The organism is Legionella pneumophila subsp. fraseri, assembly GCF_000586315.1.
Lineage (GTDB): Bacteria > Pseudomonadota > Gammaproteobacteria > Legionellales > Legionellaceae > Legionella > Legionella pneumophila_B.
The window spans coordinates 114,334-131,587 of sequence record NZ_KK074229.1; the positions used below are offsets into that span (position 1 = coordinate 114,334).

Sequence of the window (17,254 nt, forward strand, 5' to 3'; positions counted from 1 at the left end):
CATGATACCTATCCTTTGTTATATGTGATTAATCCATATGTTATTTAATAAACCTCTTGCCTAACCTGGCTCTTTCATTGTATTGCTGCATTGCCAACTTTTCTGCGGTGCTGATTTACTGCATGTAAACTCTGCTCCTCAAAATGTTCGTGCTTTGCCCTAAAACAAAATAATCCGGTTAGGCAAGAGGTCTAATAAAATAACGTAGTTAGTATAGTACCATTTTTGGATTTGTGACAGGACATCAACTCATTTCTCCAAGATGGAAAATTTTTTAACATGGTTTGTTTTTATTCCAAATAGGATAGAAAACATTTCTTGTATCTTTGCCTTATACTTAATAAATAACAGAAAAAGGAAGAGGAGTATTTTATCATGGCAAAGGATACCAAAATGATTAATCTTGCTTTACAAGGAGGTGGTGCTCATGGTGCTCTTGCCTGGGGTATTATTGACAGACTTCTTGAAGATGGTCGTGTGAATTTTGATGCCATTTCCGCAACCAGTGCTGGTGCTATGAATGCTGCCGTACTTGCCTATGGATTTGCAACGGGTGGAAAGGAGGGGGCTCGTGAAGCTTTATATCAATTTTGGAAAATGGTTAGCGATGCCGGGCAGATATACAACCCACTTAAAAAAACTCCTTTAGAAGAACTATTGGGTATAGGGATTGAAAATTCAATGTCCTTTTTTATATTTGATTTGATGACCAAAATTCTCTCTCCCTATCAATTTAATCCCTTAAATTTTAACCCACTTAAGGAAATATTAGAGAAAATTGTGGATTTTGAAAAAATTAAATCCTGCAAAAGCATTAAAATATTCATCTCAGCTACTAATGTTCGTACAGGTAAAATTAATGTATTTGATAATAAAAAAATTTCTGCCGATGCGGTTATGGCCTCTGCTTGTCTGCCTTTCATGTTTCAGGCAGTGAATATTGGTGATGATTATTTTTGGGATGGTGGTTATATGGGGAACCCAGCTATTTTCCCTCTGATTTATAATTCCGAGTGCAGAGATATTTTAATTCTTCATATCAATCCTATTTATCGAGAGCATGTCCCTGACACGGCAGCTGAAATTCTAAACCGAGTGAATGAGATCAGTTTTAATTCTTCATTGATGCGCGAAATGCGGGCAATTGCTTTTGTCACTAAATTGATAGACAGTGGTTGGATTAAAGAGGAATACAAAAATAATCTTAAAAAACTTTATATACATGCCATTCGTGCAGATGTATCAATGGAATCTGCCTCTGTAGCCAGTAAACTTAATCCTGAGTGGTCGTTCATTAGCCATCTTTATGAGGAAGGACGCCAAAAGGGAGACGAATGGCTGAAGAGTAATTTTAAACATCTTGGGAAAATGACCAGTATTGATTTGGATGAATATTTATAAGTTTATTATAAGAATGATAGTTCACAACATAATTTGAAATTTGCAGCTATAATTAAATCCAAAGTTATTAGAAATACAAAGATATTTTAAAAACTTTCTTGAAAGGGATTTTGATATGCAGCAAGAAGATCAGGCACCGATACATCAAAACAATCGTTCGTTTTCAAGAAACACGGCGCGGTGTTTAGACACCTTTATGGACGCCATTGACTTTCTTGCCCGGATTGGATGGCCCGTAATTGATTTGGCATTTCGCATATGGATAGCCCAGCAATTATTAGTTTCTGCAATTCTATTAGCTAACAATTGGGATACAGCCGTCTATTTAGCTAAAAATGAATACCCGGTTCCATGGCTCTCCCCTGAATGGGGAGCCTTATTAGGGGTACTGGCGCAGTTTGTAGGAGGGGTTTCCCTTCTTTTGGGCTTGTTTACACGATGTGGAGCGGCAGTTATCGTTGGATTTGCAGTCATGACGCAAATCTATTACCAGCCTATCGATCTTAATTTGCTTTGGATTGCATTAATGTTGGGTTATGTGTTGCGAGGCCCAGGCCCACTTTCTCTTGATAATTTATTTGAGCAAGGGTTTAGTCGCAGTCCTTTGCCGTTTGCCATGTTGATTGTGACATTTGTAGATAAAACGAGAGAGTTTTTTTCAAGTTTGTATTTGTTTTCTTTACGCATATGGTTAATGATTTCACTTTTACTCATTAATCAACACATACAAGTAATTTCTTCCGATAAACTTCAGTTGTTGATGTCATGGTTACCACTAAGTTCAGCATCCATCGTGTTTAACCATGTTTCACTATTCCTGGCCATCTTTTTGGGGCTTGGCTTCGCAACTCGAGTTGTTGCAATTTTTGGATTAATTGTTGTTCTATTTAGTTTTACGCCTGGAGTAACCGGTTTTTATTTATACTGGATGATGGTGATGGCTATTTTATTTGTTTCAGGTCCTGGAATCTTGTCATTGGATCATTTGATTTTTAATGCTTTGAAGAAACGTTATCCTCAGCTTTCTGGAAAACCGGCATTTAGTCTGGATGGTTTACCTCGAGTAGTCATTATAGGTGCAGGTTTTGGAGGGATTGCTTGTGCTAAGGCACTACGCCATCTGCCAGTAAAGATCACCTTGATTGATAGACATAACTATCATCTTTTCCAACCTTTTTTATACCAGATAGCCACGGGAAGTTTATCGCCAGCCGATATCGCTATTTCGATTCGCTCTATATTTTTAGAGCAATTTAATGCGGAAATATTATTGGGTAATGTGACAGATATTAATAAAGAGGAACGCCTTGTCATAGCTGATAATTTCACAATTCCATACGATTATCTGGTGATAGCGACAGGAGCAACGCACAGTTATTTTGGGAAAGACAATTGGGCTCCTTATGCTCCCGGATTAAAAACAATTAATGATGGAACTTCTGTTCGTAGCCGTATAATAAAGTCGTTTGAACTGGCTGAGATCGCTGAAAGTGATGAAGAACGTAAGCAATTTTTAAATTTTGTCATTGTCGGTGCAGGACCTACTGGAGTTGAACTGGCAGGTGCCATAGCAGAGCTTGCCCGATTTGGGATAGTAAAAGAGTTTCGTCATTTTGATCCAGCGTCAGCTAGTATTATCCTGGTTCAGGCAGCACCTCGCATTTTACCTGCTTTTTCAGAACAAATATCACAAAAAGCACAACGCTATTTGGAAAGTATGGGGGTCAAAGTTTTGGTGAATAGCATGGTTGAGCAAATTGATAGCGATGGTGTGATTATCAATAAGGAAAGAATTTACTCAAAATCAGTTTTTTGGGCGGCCGGGGTTGCAGCCTCTCCTGCATCCAAATGGCTTCAAGTCGAAGCTGACCCAGCTGGTCGTGTGAAAGTAAATGACGATCTCACAGTAGCCGGTTACTCCAATATTTTTGTCATTGGAGATACAGCTGCTTCGAATGCCTGGAATGGTAAGCCGGTGCCTGGTATTGCCCCTGCTGCAAAACAAGGTGGTGCCTATGTAGCTAAAGTCATATCGAAAAGAGTTTATAATAACAATTCAAGATATAAACCATTTAAATACATTCATTACGGTAGTTTGGCTACAGTGGGTCGTAAAGCGGCTGTTGCAGAATTTGATCGTTTTAAAATCAGTGGGGAATTGGCGTGGTGGTTTTGGGGAGGTGTCCATGTCTTTTTCCTGGTTGGCTCTCGAAATCGTTTAAGTGTCATTTTAAATTGGCTTTGGTCTTATTACACTTTTCGTGCCAACAATTTGCTGATTACCGATGATTCATTGAACAAAAAAAATAAATCCGGGACGAGTGAGGTTTAGGTCTCATTGAAGATAATAGGGAAATACAAAGGGAGTGATTAATGGACAAGAATCTTTCAGCAAACTCTTTACAAGGCGTTATCGATAATGAATTTAATATGCCAGCTCCACGTTGGCTAAATACTTACCCGGCTGGCCCATATCGATTTATTAATCGTGAATTTTTTATTATTGCTTATGAAACCGATCCGGATCTTTTGCAAGCTATTTTGCCTCCTGATATGGAGTTATTGGAGCCGGTAGTCAAATTTGAATTTATACGTATGCCTGATTCAACAGGATTTGGTGATTACACCGAGTCAGGGCAAGTGGTTCCGGTGAGATATAAAGGAGAAGAGGGCGGATTCACCATTTCAATGTTTCTTGATTGCCACGCCCCAATTGCTGGTGGTCGGGAAATATGGGGTTTTCCAAAGAAACTGGCCAAACCCAAATTATTTGTTGAAGAAGACACACTCATTGGCATTCTCAAATATGGAAGTATTGATATTGCCATTGCAACTATGGGATACAAACATCGTCCGCTGGATGCGGAAAAGGTATTGGAGTCAGTTAAAAAACCTGTATTTTTGCTTAAAAACATTCCTAATGTAGATGGAACTCCTTTAGTTAATCAGTTGACCAAAACTTATTTGACTGATGTTACAGTGAAAGGAGCATGGACCGGACCAGGCAGCTTGGAGCTTCATCCTCATGCATTGGCTCCTATCTCTAATCTTTATATTAAAAAGATTGTATCCGTTTCACATTTTATTACGGATTTGACCTTACCTTATGGAGAAGTGGTTGCAGATTATTTGGCCTAGAATAAAAAGCGATTCCTAAAATAGTGGAAAATCATATGAATAAACGTCCGATACAAAACACGGCCGTCATAGCAGCTGCTTTAGGAGCTGCTCTTGCCTCTATATATGCCTATACCGATTGGCTTTCATCAGATGAAATCACTGTAAAAAGAGAGCGTTGTTATAATGTGGCAAGAGCGGGGAAAAATGATTGTGCCACGTCCCAACATTCTTGTGCTGCACAATCAACAGTAGATCGCGATCCAGAAGCATTTATCATGTTGCCTAAAGGGTTGTGTGAACGCATAGTGGGGGGAAGGAGTGGCTAGTTACTCTAAGTTACCGCTTCGGATCAGGAAAGAGATAGAAGCCCAACAATATACTGGTGAATTATTGGTTGCCGGTGTGCAGTTGGGCGTCATTATATTATTAAGCATTATTAATTTGTTTTCTTCAGCTGGTTATTCACCTGGCGCACCGGTGCAATCTTCATCCCTGGGTTTGTGGCTATTTGCTATTTTGGTATTGGTACGATTATGGTTTGTATATACTAATCAATTAAATCCAATATTTCTGGGTTTTTTTATCGTTGCCGAAATGGCTTTGTTATTATTTATTATTTGGACTTATTATTTACAGTTTGAAACCACACCTACCATTAATCTTAAAAATCCGCATATTAATTATGTTTATATTTTAATTGCTTTGCGTGCGCTTCGATTTGAGCCTGGATGGGTAGTCCTTTCAGGCCTTACTGCTGCCCTTGGCTGGGCGATTATTGCCTGGCAAACTTTATCCAGTTCAGGTATGAATGTTATTACATGGGATTATGTGACATTCGCATCAACTCGGAGTGTTTATTTGGGAGCTGTATTTGATGTCATATTGTCCGTTTTACTGGTTACTACCATCATTGCCTTGGTGTTGACGCGTGCGAAACACACTCTTTTTCAAGCAGTGGAACAAACTAGCGCTGCAAAAGATTTATCACGTTTTTTTGATACAAGTGTGGTCGAAAAGATAACAACATCTGAAAAGTCATTACAAGCCGGATATGGTGAGCTTCGTCAGGCTGCAATTATGTTCATTGATATGCGGGGATTTACCAAAGCATCAGTGAAACTGTCTCCCAGTGAATTAATCGGACTGTTAGCGGAATACCAACGTTTACTGGTTCCGATTATTCAAAAGAATAATGGTAGCATTGATAAGTTCATGGGAGATGGTATTTTGGCAAGTTTTGGCGCTGTGACCCCTTCCAATACTTATGCGGCAGATGCATTAAGAACCGTGGATGAAATTGTAGCATCAGTAGAGGTATGGAGTGAAAATCGCCGTAAAAAAGAACAGATAGTAGTTGGTGTAGGAATCGGTCTTGCTTCAGGTGAAGTAGTTGTTGGTGTCATTGGTTATGAAAATCGTTTGGAATATACCGTAATTGGAGAAGCTGCCAATTTGGCTGCGAAGCTTGAAAAACATAATAAAGAAGAAAAAACCCAAGCTTTGACTACCCGGGATACATTTTTAGAAGCGGTGAAGCAAGGTTATGAGAACAAGATACCTAAAAAGGAATTGAATGCAAGAAATGTAGGTGGAGTGGGGGAACCATTGGATTTAGTGGTTTTGGCAAAATAACGTGCTCTTATCATCACTGTCATTCAGGACAGTTGTTAGTGTGGCTCATATGATAATTAGAATCAATAAAACAATCTTCTAATAGTTCATTCCTTAGTAAAAATTGTAATGCAGTGAGCAAATCAAAATCAGGGTTATTTTTCAGAACATTTTCGTAAGCGCACCCTAGTGAGATTCCTGCTTTTATATGGCATAAGAATTGAAACAAGTCTTGAGTAATCCAATGAGTAATTATTTGATCATTTTGACGAGATATCACCGTGTAACTTGGTATTTGTTGAAAATCAATGGAATCTGTTTCCTGGGGATTTTCTATCAGGTCAAAAATATTTTTTAAATAATAAGGAGATGAATATAAAAATACGGAAGGATTAAATAGCAAAGTTAATTTTTCTACTCGTTCATTTAAGTGGTTTTGCAGTATTATGGGATCAAAAACAGGATAATCCCGCGAACAATAGCTTAAATGTTTTAACCATTCTATTTCTGCAATATCTTTCAGATATAGAAGGTGACTAACGGTTGGATTATTTTTTAAAAACTGAGGAAATTTTTCGCCCCAATCATCTAAACAATTGGTTGTTGGCAAATTATTTTTATCCTGGGCAAAGTGTAATGCCAAACCATCCGCACATTCTTTTCCAACCAATTTCCAAATGGCTGGAAAAGTAATTTCCAGTGAATGACGCAGATTCTGCAAAATGGTATTGCGATAAATGTCGAAACGGAATTCATTAGTAATTTCGTTAGGGCAAAAGTACTCAAAAATGGCAGTATCTTGTTGATTTAATACCGTCTTTAGAAAAGATTCCTGTATTTGTTTAATTGTAGGCATAACAGGTAGATTTCCTGGCTTCATTTAATAAAATATCTAACGAGGGGATTTCTGTATCCCATTCTAACAAAGTGGGAACAAGACCCGTGTAATTTATTGCATATCGATATAAATCCCACACTTCAGGACACACATAATTATTGTGTGTGTCTATCCGCAAGAAACTCATGTTGTCCTGATAGGCAATGGAATGGCCTGCCAGATGAATCTCTTGTACCGCCTCATGTGGAATTTTTTGGATATATTGATAAGGATCCCGATTGTGATTTGAACAGGAAACATAGATATTATTTATATCCAATAAAAGCTTAGCCCCGGTCCGCTTGATTATTTCTGCTAAAAAATCAGGCTCTGAATACGATGAAGTCTGATATTCCAAATAAGAAGCGGGATTTTCAATTAATAAGGTTCTCTTTAAACAATTTTGTACTCTATCGATGTTATTGCTAATAATGGTCAAACTTTCCTCATTATAGGGAATAGGCAATAAATCTGGTAAATAAGTATTTGCTACGGTACTCCAGGACAAATGATCAGAAAGCAAAGCTGGTTTAAAGCGATCAATGAGGGTTTTAATTCGATTTAAATGTGTTGTACAGACTCCCTCCGCAGACCCTAAAGATAATCCGACTCCATGAAAGCTAAGTGGATAATGTTGACTGATAGAAAATAGAAGCTCTAATAAGGGTCCCCCCTCGAGCAAGAAATTTTCTGTGTGCACTTCCAGCCAATCAATATCAGGTTTTTCTTCTAATATTTGCGCGTAATGGGGCGCTCTTAAACCAATACCTGTCATAGCGCCATTTATGATTTTATGCATGATGTTTCTTCATCCGATTCGAAGTCGTATTTAGCATGTGCAAAACTATGTCAAGGATTTGATGACACACGCAGGGCAAAATCATAATAAATAATGAAAAAAATATGTGCAAATTTATAGGGTATCACTGCTCATAATCAATTTAAATTGGTATGCTCTTGCTCTGTTAACGCATTAATGTACTCTTGAGAAGTTTCGAACGCAATGGTCTTGGCGAAAGCTATTTTCAATGGGCGTTTTAAATCATAAATGTTCTTTAATTTAGTGTAAAAATTAACCGCAATATTGAGTATTTAATCATTTTATGAGATAATATTTATTTATTTCGCAACTTGCAATTTTAAAAATTGCCTCCATGTTGTAGAAGTAATAACAGTCTTGCTCATGTTTTTAGGGAGTGTCTTATGAGTCAAAATTGGCCTACCAGAGATAAAGATTTGCAAACGGCGCGAGTCATAATGGAAGAGTATGCTAATGAACGTGATAGTGATTCATTAGGTCTTTTCGAGATTGTCGTTGATCAAAATGAAAAACGCATGAATTTCCGTTTATCCGGTTGGGTAGTTATTTTGGCAAAACATTTTACTTCTTTATATGGAGCCAGTCAGGGTGATTATGTTACCAGGCAGGTGATTAGTCGCTGCATTACTCAGGGGCAAACTCTGCATTAAAAGTTATAGATCAGCCTCCACCTGGAGCGAAAATAACCCTTAAAAATGCTCACATAGCCATCGATGCTGTGCTTTTTCAGGATTATTTTCATCCAACAAGAATTCAAATCTGGCCGTTAGATGATAGTTAAACATGAGGGTACTAACCTGACGCATTAATACGATTATTCAGCTAGTAATGAATAATTAAGAGCAATTTTTGCAGCAATTGCCCAACATTTTACTCTTAAAAATTCATCATGTACTTGTTATAATTTTCCTTGTATTTCTCAGAACGCTGGTATTCTACCAAGGCGTCATTTAGAGATTTGAGTAATTCGGCGTTTTCCCGATTTACTGCAATACCCAAACCATAACCAATCAGCATGGGACTACCAATCACCAGAAGCCTTCCGGACGAATTGGCAGACCAGTATAAAGCGGCAGGATTATCCATCAGAACAAAATCAATTTCATTTGCACTCAATGCCTCAAGCATTTCTTCAGTTCTGTCAAATTCCACTATGACAGGGTCTATTATGCCCATCCTTCTGATTTCCTGGCTAAAGACAGTATTTTCTTCTACACCGATTCGTTTACCTTTCAAGAGCATTAAATTAAACGGTTGATGAGTATTGTGTATCTTATTTGTAAGAAACCTGGAGTAACTCAATAAATAGGGCATACTGAAATTAACCAGGCTTGAACGTTCTGAAGTAATAGACATGGCGCTAATTGCTGCATCAATTTGTTTGTTAATCAGGGCAGGAATTAATTGTCTGAATCTCATCACTTGAAAATTACAGGAACGTTTCATTATCTTGCATAGCTCGGTCATGGTTGCAATATCATAACCAAAGAGTTCATTATTGGTTCCTTGCATGATAAAGGGAGGGTAAAAGCCTCCTACACCTACTCTTAAAGGCTCGTCTTGAGCGTGGAGAGGTGAAATCAGGAAAATGAAAAAAAACAATAATCCCTTAATAAATTTCATTGGTGTCTTCACTAAAATATTATTAGAGTCTTTCATAAGAGTATAACGTCCAATAGGAGTTTTAAAGTATTAAATGTAAAATAAATCGATTAATCCTATGATATGGTTAGATTTTTACATTAAGAGTAGTATATTTTATGTCCCAACAGAGTGATATTGAAACATTGATTTCTACAAAATCCTGGTTGCTTGAAAAATATGTTGCTCCTTTGCACCATCCGTTGAGAGAAAGTGTCGAAAAATTGATACTTGTAAGTGATTATGCCTGCAGACAAATTAAATTATTGGTCACTCTTTTAGAAAGTGATTCCTGTCATTCCCTATGGTCTCGAGAAAACTACTTTTATGCCATTCAACAAATAAGTCTGGAATTATCTCAAGCCCAGTATATGCAGGAATTGCGTAGGTTTCGTCATACCCATTTTTTGCGCTTGTTATTACTTGAAATAGCTGGTTTGGCTTCTACTGAAGAGGTTATGCAATCCTGGTCTGATCTCGCAGATTCTATAATCTTGCATACTTTAAAATATATTGAATCTTCCTTGTTGAGTCGTTACGGGGTACCCAGAAACAATGAGGGTAGAGAGATACAATTGTATACTCTCGCCATGGGGAAACTGGGTGGAAGAGAGCTTAATTATTCGTCTGATATTGATTTGATTTTTGCCTACAATGAGGTGGGTAGTACTGATGGTGTGGAGCAGATTGCCAATCAGCACTATTTTAGCAAGATGGTGCAAATATTTGTTCATTTATTACAGAGTGTAACGCCTGATGGTTTTGTATTTAGAGTGGATTTAAGATTGCGACCCAATGGAGATAGTGGCCCTTTGGTTTCCAGTTTTGCAGCCATGGAAACCTATTACCAGGAGCAGGGGCGTGATTGGGAACGTTATGCCATGGTCAAAGCGCGAGTTGTTACTGAATCTTTGAATGAATCATTTCCATGGTTTGATCGTTTAATCATCCCGTTTGTGTACAGGAGGTATGTGGACTTTGGTGTGATAGAGTCTTTGCGGGGGATGAAGGCTATGATAGAACGCGAGGTGCAACTTAACCCTCTATTGAATGATATTAAACGAGGCCGTGGCGGTATTAGGGAGATAGAATTTATTATTCAGAACATTCAATTAATTCGTGGAGGCAGATTACCTCAGTTGCAAGTTCAAAATGCCATGTTAGCGCTGAGGGTTATAAAAAAGGAAAAGTTATTACCTCGGTGCGATGCTTTAAAACAAGCGTATCTTTTTTTGAGAAAATTGGAAAATGTTCTGCAGAGTTTGAACGATCAACAAACTCATTCCATACCTGAAGACGAGTTAAAAAAAGTACAGATAGTTTATGCCATGGGATTTACTGACTGGGAACAATTTTCCAATAAATTACAACAATATCAACGCATTGTTAGTAATTTCTTTCATTCCATTCTTGGCAAGGTCGATGATTATGAAGACGAAAAGAGACTGTTAAGTAATCAATTATTTAGCCTTTGGCAAGGTCATGTTGAAAGTAATATGGCAGTGAATTTATTGATTAGTTTGGGGTATGAAAATGCACAACATTGTTACCAAATGCTCCATGCTTTTCGACATGGGCCACGTTGTAGAAGATTACCACAGGGAGCTCGCATTCGCCTTGATCGTTTTATGGTTTTATTACTTACAGAATTGACTTATTGCTCTAAAACAGATGAGGTTTTATTACAAGTAATTCATTTGCTTGAAAATATTGTGGGGCGAAGCGCTTACCTTGCGTTGCTTACTGAAAATCCCTATGCGCTAAGGGAATTATTATTTTGGTTTGTAAATAGTCCTTTTATTTCTTCCCTGTTTGTTAGCCAACCTTTTTTATTGGAAATCCTGTTAGATCAGGAAAAGGATTGGCATCCTGATTCATTATCTCAACTGGAACAGACAATAGCTGAAAAATTAGAGCATACTAATGATGTGGAGTTGCATGAGGAAATACTGCGTCAGTTTAAATTAACGAATTGGATGGTCGCTGCCAGGGCGGAATTGTATGGATTATGCGACGCGGTGCGCATAGGAAAATTTCTGTCTGATGTGGCTCAAGTGATTGTCAATCAAGTTTTAATTATGGCAAGCAAACAGTTATGTGATCGTCATCCTGAAATGGCTCGAATTCAATCACGGTTTGCCATTATAGCTTATGGAAAACTGGGCAGTCGGGAGATGAGTTATGCTTCTGATCTCGATTTGGTTTTTTTGCATACCGCCAAACCCTCTGAAGAAGCGTTAGTTACCCGATTAACGCAAAAAATATTGCATATGCTGACTACTCGTACTCAAATGGGGGTTTTGTATCATGTTGATACGCGTTTAAGACCTTCTGGAGCAGCTGGCTTGTTAGTCAGTCATGTTGATGCGTTTGTTGAATATCAAAAAACACAGGCCTGGACATGGGAACATCAAGCTTTGTTAAAGGCGAGGATATTATCGGGAAATTCAAAAATCAAAAATCAGTTTTCCCAACTAAAAAAGTCAGTCCTGTTGCTAGAGAGAGATAGTAAGCTATTGCAACAGGACGTATTAACCATGCGAGCTAAAATCGATCAATTTCAAGAATCAGATGAAGTAAAGCTTGCTCGGGGTGGATTATTAGATCTGGAATTTTTGGTCCAATTTCTTGTATTGAATCATGGGGATCCCAAGTTTTCAAGTTATACCAATACTTTAAGCCAACTTAAACATTTATTTTTATCGGATGTGTTAACGAAATCTCAATTTATAACTTTAAAGAAGGCGTATCAGTATTTTCATTATTTGATGCATCAGAAAATTGTACAACCAGTTGTTATTAATGATGACGAAATGCAAAACGCGGTGTCTTTACTTTGCAAAGAGCTTTATCGGTATTAGAGCGTGTTGTGACAATTCAATCTACAAATAAATCATAATAGACCTCTTGCATAACCTGATTATTTTGCTTTAGGGCAAGGCGCTAACGTTTTGATGAGCGAAGTTTACATGCAGTAAATGAGCACCGCAGCAATAAAATGAAAGAGGCAGGTTATGCAAGAAGTCTAATACAGATTCACTGGTAATATGCTCTGGCACATAGTAATAAATTCTACTTTCAGTTACTCTTTAATTTTCAGGGAATTTTTTTACTATTATGCAAGCTAATTATTATGATACGTATCAAAAAATAGGAGTTTTCAGTGATGAATTTTTCGGACAGTTTTTAAGAACTCTTGGTAAATGTTATGTGCAGTGTGCTGATGTTGGTGAATGTTATACAACCTTGTCCAAAATCACTGATAAAGACGGGGAAAGTTGGTATAAGGCATGGTATGAGATGGCAGATATACTTAAAACCAAAGCCAATATCAGCTGGGAAGCCAATCATTTTATAACAGCAGCATACGCTTATCTGCGTGCTGCGGAATATTACCGTGCAAGCGAGTTTTTTTTACGAGCCAATCCTGATGATCCACGCGTGATTCCTTGTTTTGATCAATTGCAATTTTGTTTTGAACGAGCAATGTCTCGCTTGCATCCTGCATCTCAAAAAGTATGGGTACCTTATGATGATCAAACATTGGGTGGTTATTTATTTTTCAGCGATCAATCTCCTAAAGCAACTTTGATAGTACCAGGAGGATATGACAGTACTTTTGAAGAAAATTATGCTCTCGTCCCGGCTGCGCTTTTGCATGGATATCATATTTTGATTTTTGATGGTCCGGGACAAGGACATGTTTTACGTCGACAAAAGTTGTATATGAGAGCCGATTTCGAACATGTTGTCTCTCAGGTTTTGGATTGGCTAGATGAGCAAAATGGACTAGGGACATCCAATTATGTGCTCATTGGCAGAAGTTTTGGCGGTTATCTTGCGCCAAGGTCGGCCTGTGGTGAAAAACGATTAGCCGCATTAATTTGTGATCCAGGACAGATGGATATTGCAGGCTCACTGAATAAAATGTTACCTCCAAACCTCATGATGTTATTAAAAGAAGGAAGAGCTGAAGAACTTAATGCCTGTTTTTATCAATTGTTCTCAGAAAATTCAATGAAAGAATTTTATTTCAAATCAAGAATGTATACACACGGTTTGACTACTCCTTTTGACTATTTGCAGGCATTATCCGCTTACACTTTTGCTGATAGGGTGCAAGAGATCACCTGCCCCACACTGGTCTGCGATAATCCCAGCGACAGGATATCCAACCGTGGGAATACACTATATGAAGCTTTGCGTTGTGAAAAAACCTATGTGATGTTTGAAGCCAAATTGGGGGCAGGTATGCATTGTGAAGCAGATGCCAATGGCCAGTTTCAACAAGTTATTTTTGATTGGCTGGATGAGAGATTTACCAATGTATGTGAATTCGATATAACTGTTTAAGAATTGCTATAAAAAAGATAATACATTGAAAAATAAGACTTTTTTTATCTTGTATATTTTTTGAAACAGTAAAAAGAGGGCTCAAGTGGATAAGGTAATAGAATTTTTCCGTGTTGTCGATGATTTTTTTAGGAAATTTTTGCCACTTTGTGAACATCGCATGCTGAATATTTCCGGGAGAGTCGGTGAGTAGGCCATGTGGTATGTCCATGTCAGAAGTCATTCATTCTGGAATTTATTTTGTAGATGCTACGCCTATTGAAGTGTGTCATGGGTAACGATCTGCTCAAATAAGGTTTTTAACGTTTGATCAGAGAAATCCGAATCAACAATAGAGTTGTATTTTGGCTTTAAGCTCCATTTGATTATCGACGATAAAGATTATATACCCGTGATCATTCAAAATGCTTGCATTTATAAATCAAGAAGATCATGCTATGGGCCATGAAAAGACTTTACTTAACACCAGAAGAAAAAGACTCTCTTGAACGAGAGCATGCCCTAAAAGAAAATGGCAAGGAACGGGATCGAATTAAAGCCATTTTATTACGTTCGGAAGGATGGACAGTTCCCCAAATAAGCCAGGCGCTTCGTCTGCATCAATCAACAATTATTCGACATGTTCAAGAATATCAAGAAGGTAAACTAAAGAATGCAAGCGGCGGTTCTACGGGTCAATTATCTGAAGAACAAACGCAAGAGCTAATTGCTCATATAGAAGCAAATCTTTATCACCACAATCATCAGATTATTCTGTATGTACAAGAGCGTTACGGTGTTACTTACACAATACCAGGAATGCACAAATGGCTGCATCGTAATGGATTTAGCTATAAAAAACCCAAGGGCATACCGCATAAGGCAGATGCTCAGTTACAAAAGGAGTTTGTTGCAAAGTACCAGCAACTCAAAGAAGAAGTAGGTGGCGAAGAACCTATTTTATTCATGGACTCAGTGCACCCAACACAGGCTACAAAACTAGCTTATGGTTGAATAAGAACTGGCAAAGTAAGGCATGTTGATGTGGTTCAATTGATTTAGACACACCAGTTAAGAGATAATTTGTTTAATTGGAGGTCACAATGTCTACAAGAAGAAAATATACAAAGGAATTTAAACTGGATGCGATTAGTTTAGTAACTGAGCAAGGATACACATGTCGAGAAGCAGCAAGGAGTTTGGGAATTAATTCGAATATTTTGAGTCGCTGGATTCGAGAGGCAGCAGAGAATAATGAAAATGCTTTTCGTGGAAATGGAAAATTAACGGAAGAGCAACTTGAAATTCGTCAGTTACGAGAAGAAGTCAGAAGGCTGACAATGGAGAAAGAAATACTAAAAAAAGCCACGGTCTGTGTGCCACAGGCACACCAATAATATTATTAAAGGATTGAATATTATTATGGTAAAGCTATAAGGAAGATGATGGTTGGCCCATCGGTGTCGGTTGTCAAGAGCAGGCATCAAACCACTTCAAGCTGCGCTTGTTAAGAGCAAGGGTGGTGAGCGTTGAAGAAAAGTCGAGAAGAAACTCGGCAGGTATAGATTAGAAAGGCGAATAAGAATGAACTATCAGTGAAGCGTCGTAAGATTTAAACAAGGTACTAAAACTAGGGTCTAGACCGTACTCTAGGACAAGATTTGTGAGTAGACTTGAAGGCTGCACAAGTAGTACCCGGCGTAAAGATGGCGTGAGTCTAATCTGGGCTTTCTTATGGAACTGTGAGAATCAGTCGTTTTGATGCTAAAGGAGAAATTCAAGTGATGCCGTCACAAGAATGAGAGTACTAATGCAAAACACTGGGGCGGAACAGCTCGTAGTAGCGAAGAAACCACTGTAATGGTGATGGAGCCAAGGGGCTGTGCTAGGCAGTCTAATTCAATATTCAACTGATTTAATCAGGAGGAAATAGTTGGAAAAGACAAAACCATTTAACATTCCGAAACAACTATTTGTACGGGCCTATAAACTTGTAGAAGCAAATGCCGGTGCGGCTGGTGTTGATGAAGAATCCCTTGAGGATTTTGCAAAAGATTTGAAGAACAATCTTTATAAGCTTTGGAACAGAATGTCATCTGGGAGTTACTTCCCTCCAGCAGTGAAAGCGGTTCCTATCCCCAAGAAGTCTGGTGGGGAAAGGATACTGGGTATTCCCACGGTGGCAGATAGAATAGCGCAAATGGTGGTCAAGTTAGTCTTTGAGCCTTGTGTTGAACCTCATTTTCACCCTGATTCATATGGATACAGGCCTAATAAATCAGCGTTAGATGCCGTTGGCATCACACGACAGAGATGTTGGCGGAATAACTGGGTGATGCTCTATATAGAAAGATGGCTAGTAACGCCAATGCAACTACCAGACGGCACTCTTCAAGAGAAAGTCAAAGGTGTGATGCAAGGCGGGGTCATCAGTCCAGTATTAAGCAACTTGTTTTTACATTATGTTTTTGATTCATGGATGACGCGCAGCGCTCCAGAGACGTCATGGTGTCGTTATGCAGATGATGGGTTAGTGCACTGCAAAACAGAGTCTGAAGCACAACGAATTCGACGCAGGTTAGAAGCGCGTTTTATTGAATGTGGTTTAGAAATGCATCCTGATAAAACAAAGATTGTTTACTGCAAAGACAGTAATCGTAGATCAAACTACAAGGATACATCGTTTGATTTTCTAGGATTTACATTCAGGCCGAGAGAAGCGAAGAATCAAAGAAATGGTTTACGATTCACAAGCTTTACTCCAGCCGTAAGTAAAACTGCGATGAAAGCAATGCGAGCAAAGATCAAAAAGTGCCGATTAGGTAGGCGAACGGAGCTATCGATACAGGACATTGTGGACGGATGTAACCCAATCCTTCAGGGTTGGGTTAATTATTATGGGCAATATCACATTACTGAAATGGAATCAGTCTTTCGGCATTTCAATCAATCATTAGTCAAATGGGCAATGAGAAAATACATAAGGCTTAATAAAAGACAGGCAATTGAGTTTTTGAGTAATCTCGCGAAGGATAAACCGAGATTATTTGTACATTGGGATAGAGGAAGGCCAAGTGCGTTTGCTTAGTGGAAGCGGAGTGAGTCGAGAGGTTCACGCTCCGTTTTAAGAGGGGCTGGCGGGGAAGTTCCGCCGGTCTACTCACCTCTCAATCAACATGGTTTTGTAGGCAGTATGAGCAAAAAAGGTGACTGCTGGGACAATAGCGTTGCTGAAAGTTTTTTCAGTCGCTTGAAAGACGAGCGAGTGCATTGGCGTAATTATCAAACCAGACGGGAGGCAAAACAAGATATTCTAGATTACATTACTATGTTTTATAACAATCAAAGATTGCATTCGTCTTTGGATTATCTAAGTCCGAATCAATTTGAAAATCGGTACTGGGGGTTAATTGTGTATTCCGGAGCGAAATGATCACCAATTCCGGCGGCAT

The 17,254-nt window shown here is 38.4% G+C and carries 13 protein-coding genes and 2 pseudogenes; 12 read left to right on the forward strand and 3 right to left on the reverse strand.

The features are described 5' to 3' along the window. Positions 1-375: 375 nt before the first annotated feature. From CC34_RS0115970 to CC34_RS0115990, 5 genes are all read left to right on the forward strand, one after another. A complete protein-coding gene (locus CC34_RS0115970; RefSeq protein ID WP_028379734.1) occupies positions 376-1,401 on the forward strand; it encodes a patatin-like phospholipase family protein in 1,026 nt (341 codons plus the stop codon). Between the two features lie 115 nt (positions 1,402-1,516). Continuing rightward, positions 1,517-3,733, forward strand: coding sequence for an FAD-dependent oxidoreductase (locus CC34_RS0115975; protein WP_027228634.1), 2,217 nt, complete (start codon positions 1,517-1,519; stop codon positions 3,731-3,733). Positions 3,734-3,774: 41 nt separating this feature from the next. Further along, positions 3,775-4,539, forward strand: a complete 765-nt coding sequence (locus tag CC34_RS0115980) for an acetoacetate decarboxylase (protein ID WP_027228633.1) — start codon at positions 3,775-3,777, stop codon at positions 4,537-4,539. 35 nt (positions 4,540-4,574) lie between these two features. Next, positions 4,575-4,847, forward strand: a complete 273-nt coding sequence (locus CC34_RS0115985) for a BufA1 family periplasmic bufferin-type metallophore (protein WP_027228632.1) — start codon at positions 4,575-4,577, stop codon at positions 4,845-4,847. Continuing rightward, entirely contained in the window at positions 4,840-6,153 is a 1,314-nt protein-coding gene (locus CC34_RS0115990) for an adenylate/guanylate cyclase domain-containing protein (RefSeq protein ID WP_028379735.1), read from the forward strand. The genes CC34_RS0115985 and CC34_RS0115990 overlap by 8 nt, the downstream gene beginning before the upstream one ends. A gap of 19 nt (positions 6,154-6,172) precedes the next feature. On the opposite strand, the gene CC34_RS0115995 is transcribed toward CC34_RS0115990, so the two are convergent. After that, complete coding sequence (locus CC34_RS0115995) at positions 6,173-6,988, reverse strand: HvfC/BufC N-terminal domain-containing protein (RefSeq protein WP_028379736.1); 816 nt, start codon at positions 6,986-6,988, stop codon at positions 6,173-6,175. Continuing rightward, positions 6,975-7,808, reverse strand: a complete 834-nt coding sequence (gene bufB, locus CC34_RS0116000; protein WP_028379737.1) for an MNIO family bufferin maturase — start codon at positions 7,806-7,808, stop codon at positions 6,975-6,977. The genes CC34_RS0115995 and bufB overlap by 14 nt, the downstream gene beginning before the upstream one ends. Before the next feature lie 404 nt (positions 7,809-8,212). Here bufB and CC34_RS0116005 point away from each other — a divergent pair, with 404 nt between their 5' ends. Further along, complete coding sequence (locus tag CC34_RS0116005; RefSeq protein ID WP_027223726.1) at positions 8,213-8,479, forward strand: hypothetical protein; 267 nt, start codon at positions 8,213-8,215, stop codon at positions 8,477-8,479. A gap of 226 nt (positions 8,480-8,705) precedes the next feature. On the opposite strand, the gene CC34_RS0116010 is transcribed toward CC34_RS0116005, so the two are convergent. Beyond that, positions 8,706-9,452 carry a transporter substrate-binding domain-containing protein gene (locus CC34_RS0116010; protein WP_028379738.1) on the reverse strand — a complete coding sequence of 249 codons (747 nt, stop codon included), beginning with the start codon at positions 9,450-9,452 and terminating at the stop codon, positions 8,706-8,708. A 137-nt stretch (positions 9,453-9,589) separates the two neighbouring features. Between CC34_RS0116010 and glnE the strand changes: the two genes are divergently transcribed. The 6 genes and pseudogenes from glnE to CC34_RS0116040 all read left to right on the forward strand — a co-directional run. Continuing rightward, the gene (glnE, locus tag CC34_RS0116015; protein ID WP_028379739.1) at positions 9,590-12,331 is read left to right on the forward strand and encodes a bifunctional [glutamate--ammonia ligase]-adenylyl-L-tyrosine phosphorylase/[glutamate--ammonia-ligase] adenylyltransferase; all 2,742 of its coding nucleotides are present in this window, start codon (positions 9,590-9,592) and stop codon (positions 12,329-12,331) included. A gap of 256 nt (positions 12,332-12,587) precedes the next feature. Next, the gene (locus CC34_RS0116020) at positions 12,588-13,823 is read left to right on the forward strand and encodes an alpha/beta hydrolase family protein (protein ID WP_028379740.1); all 1,236 of its coding nucleotides are present in this window, start codon (positions 12,588-12,590) and stop codon (positions 13,821-13,823) included. A gap of 444 nt (positions 13,824-14,267) precedes the next feature. Continuing rightward, a complete protein-coding gene (locus CC34_RS01000000116725) occupies positions 14,268-14,816 on the forward strand; it encodes a winged helix-turn-helix domain-containing protein (protein WP_229309723.1) in 549 nt (182 codons plus the stop codon). Between the two features lie 89 nt (positions 14,817-14,905). Further along, a pseudogene (locus CC34_RS0116030) lies at positions 14,906-15,169 on the forward strand (transposase); the annotation flags it as partial. A 566-nt stretch (positions 15,170-15,735) separates the two neighbouring features. Continuing rightward, positions 15,736-16,890 carry a group II intron reverse transcriptase/maturase gene (locus tag CC34_RS0116035; RefSeq protein WP_027228623.1) on the forward strand — a complete coding sequence of 385 codons (1,155 nt, stop codon included), beginning with the start codon at positions 15,736-15,738 and terminating at the stop codon, positions 16,888-16,890. 78 nt (positions 16,891-16,968) lie between these two features. After that, positions 16,969-17,235, forward strand: a pseudogene (locus CC34_RS0116040) (IS3 family transposase); the annotation flags it as partial. Between the last annotated feature and the right edge of the window lie 19 nt (positions 17,236-17,254).

Bases quoted from the DNA above. Each gene is read 5' to 3' on its own strand.
- CC34_RS0116020 (WP_028379740.1), top strand. From the start codon at position 12,588: ATGCAAGCTAATTATTATGATACGTATCAAAAAATAGGAGTTTTCAGT.
- glnE (WP_028379739.1), top strand. From the start codon at position 9,590: ATGTCCCAACAGAGTGATATTGAAACATTGATTTCTACAAAATCCTGG.
- CC34_RS0116010 (WP_028379738.1), bottom strand. From the start codon at position 9,452: ATGAAATTTATTAAGGGATTATTGTTTTTTTTCATTTTCCTGATTTCA.
- CC34_RS0115985 (WP_027228632.1), top strand. From the start codon at position 4,575: ATGAATAAACGTCCGATACAAAACACGGCCGTCATAGCAGCTGCTTTA.
- CC34_RS0115980 (WP_027228633.1), top strand. From the start codon at position 3,775: ATGGACAAGAATCTTTCAGCAAACTCTTTACAAGGCGTTATCGATAAT.
- CC34_RS01000000116725 (WP_229309723.1), top strand. From the start codon at position 14,268: ATGAAAAGACTTTACTTAACACCAGAAGAAAAAGACTCTCTTGAACGA.
- CC34_RS0115970 (WP_028379734.1), top strand. From the start codon at position 376: ATGGCAAAGGATACCAAAATGATTAATCTTGCTTTACAAGGAGGTGGT.
- bufB (WP_028379737.1), bottom strand. From the start codon at position 7,808: ATGCATAAAATCATAAATGGCGCTATGACAGGTATTGGTTTAAGAGCG.
- CC34_RS0115975 (WP_027228634.1), top strand. From the start codon at position 1,517: ATGCAGCAAGAAGATCAGGCACCGATACATCAAAACAATCGTTCGTTT.
- CC34_RS0115995 (WP_028379736.1), bottom strand. From the start codon at position 6,988: ATGCCTACAATTAAACAAATACAGGAATCTTTTCTAAAGACGGTATTA.
- CC34_RS0116005 (WP_027223726.1), top strand. From the start codon at position 8,213: ATGAGTCAAAATTGGCCTACCAGAGATAAAGATTTGCAAACGGCGCGA.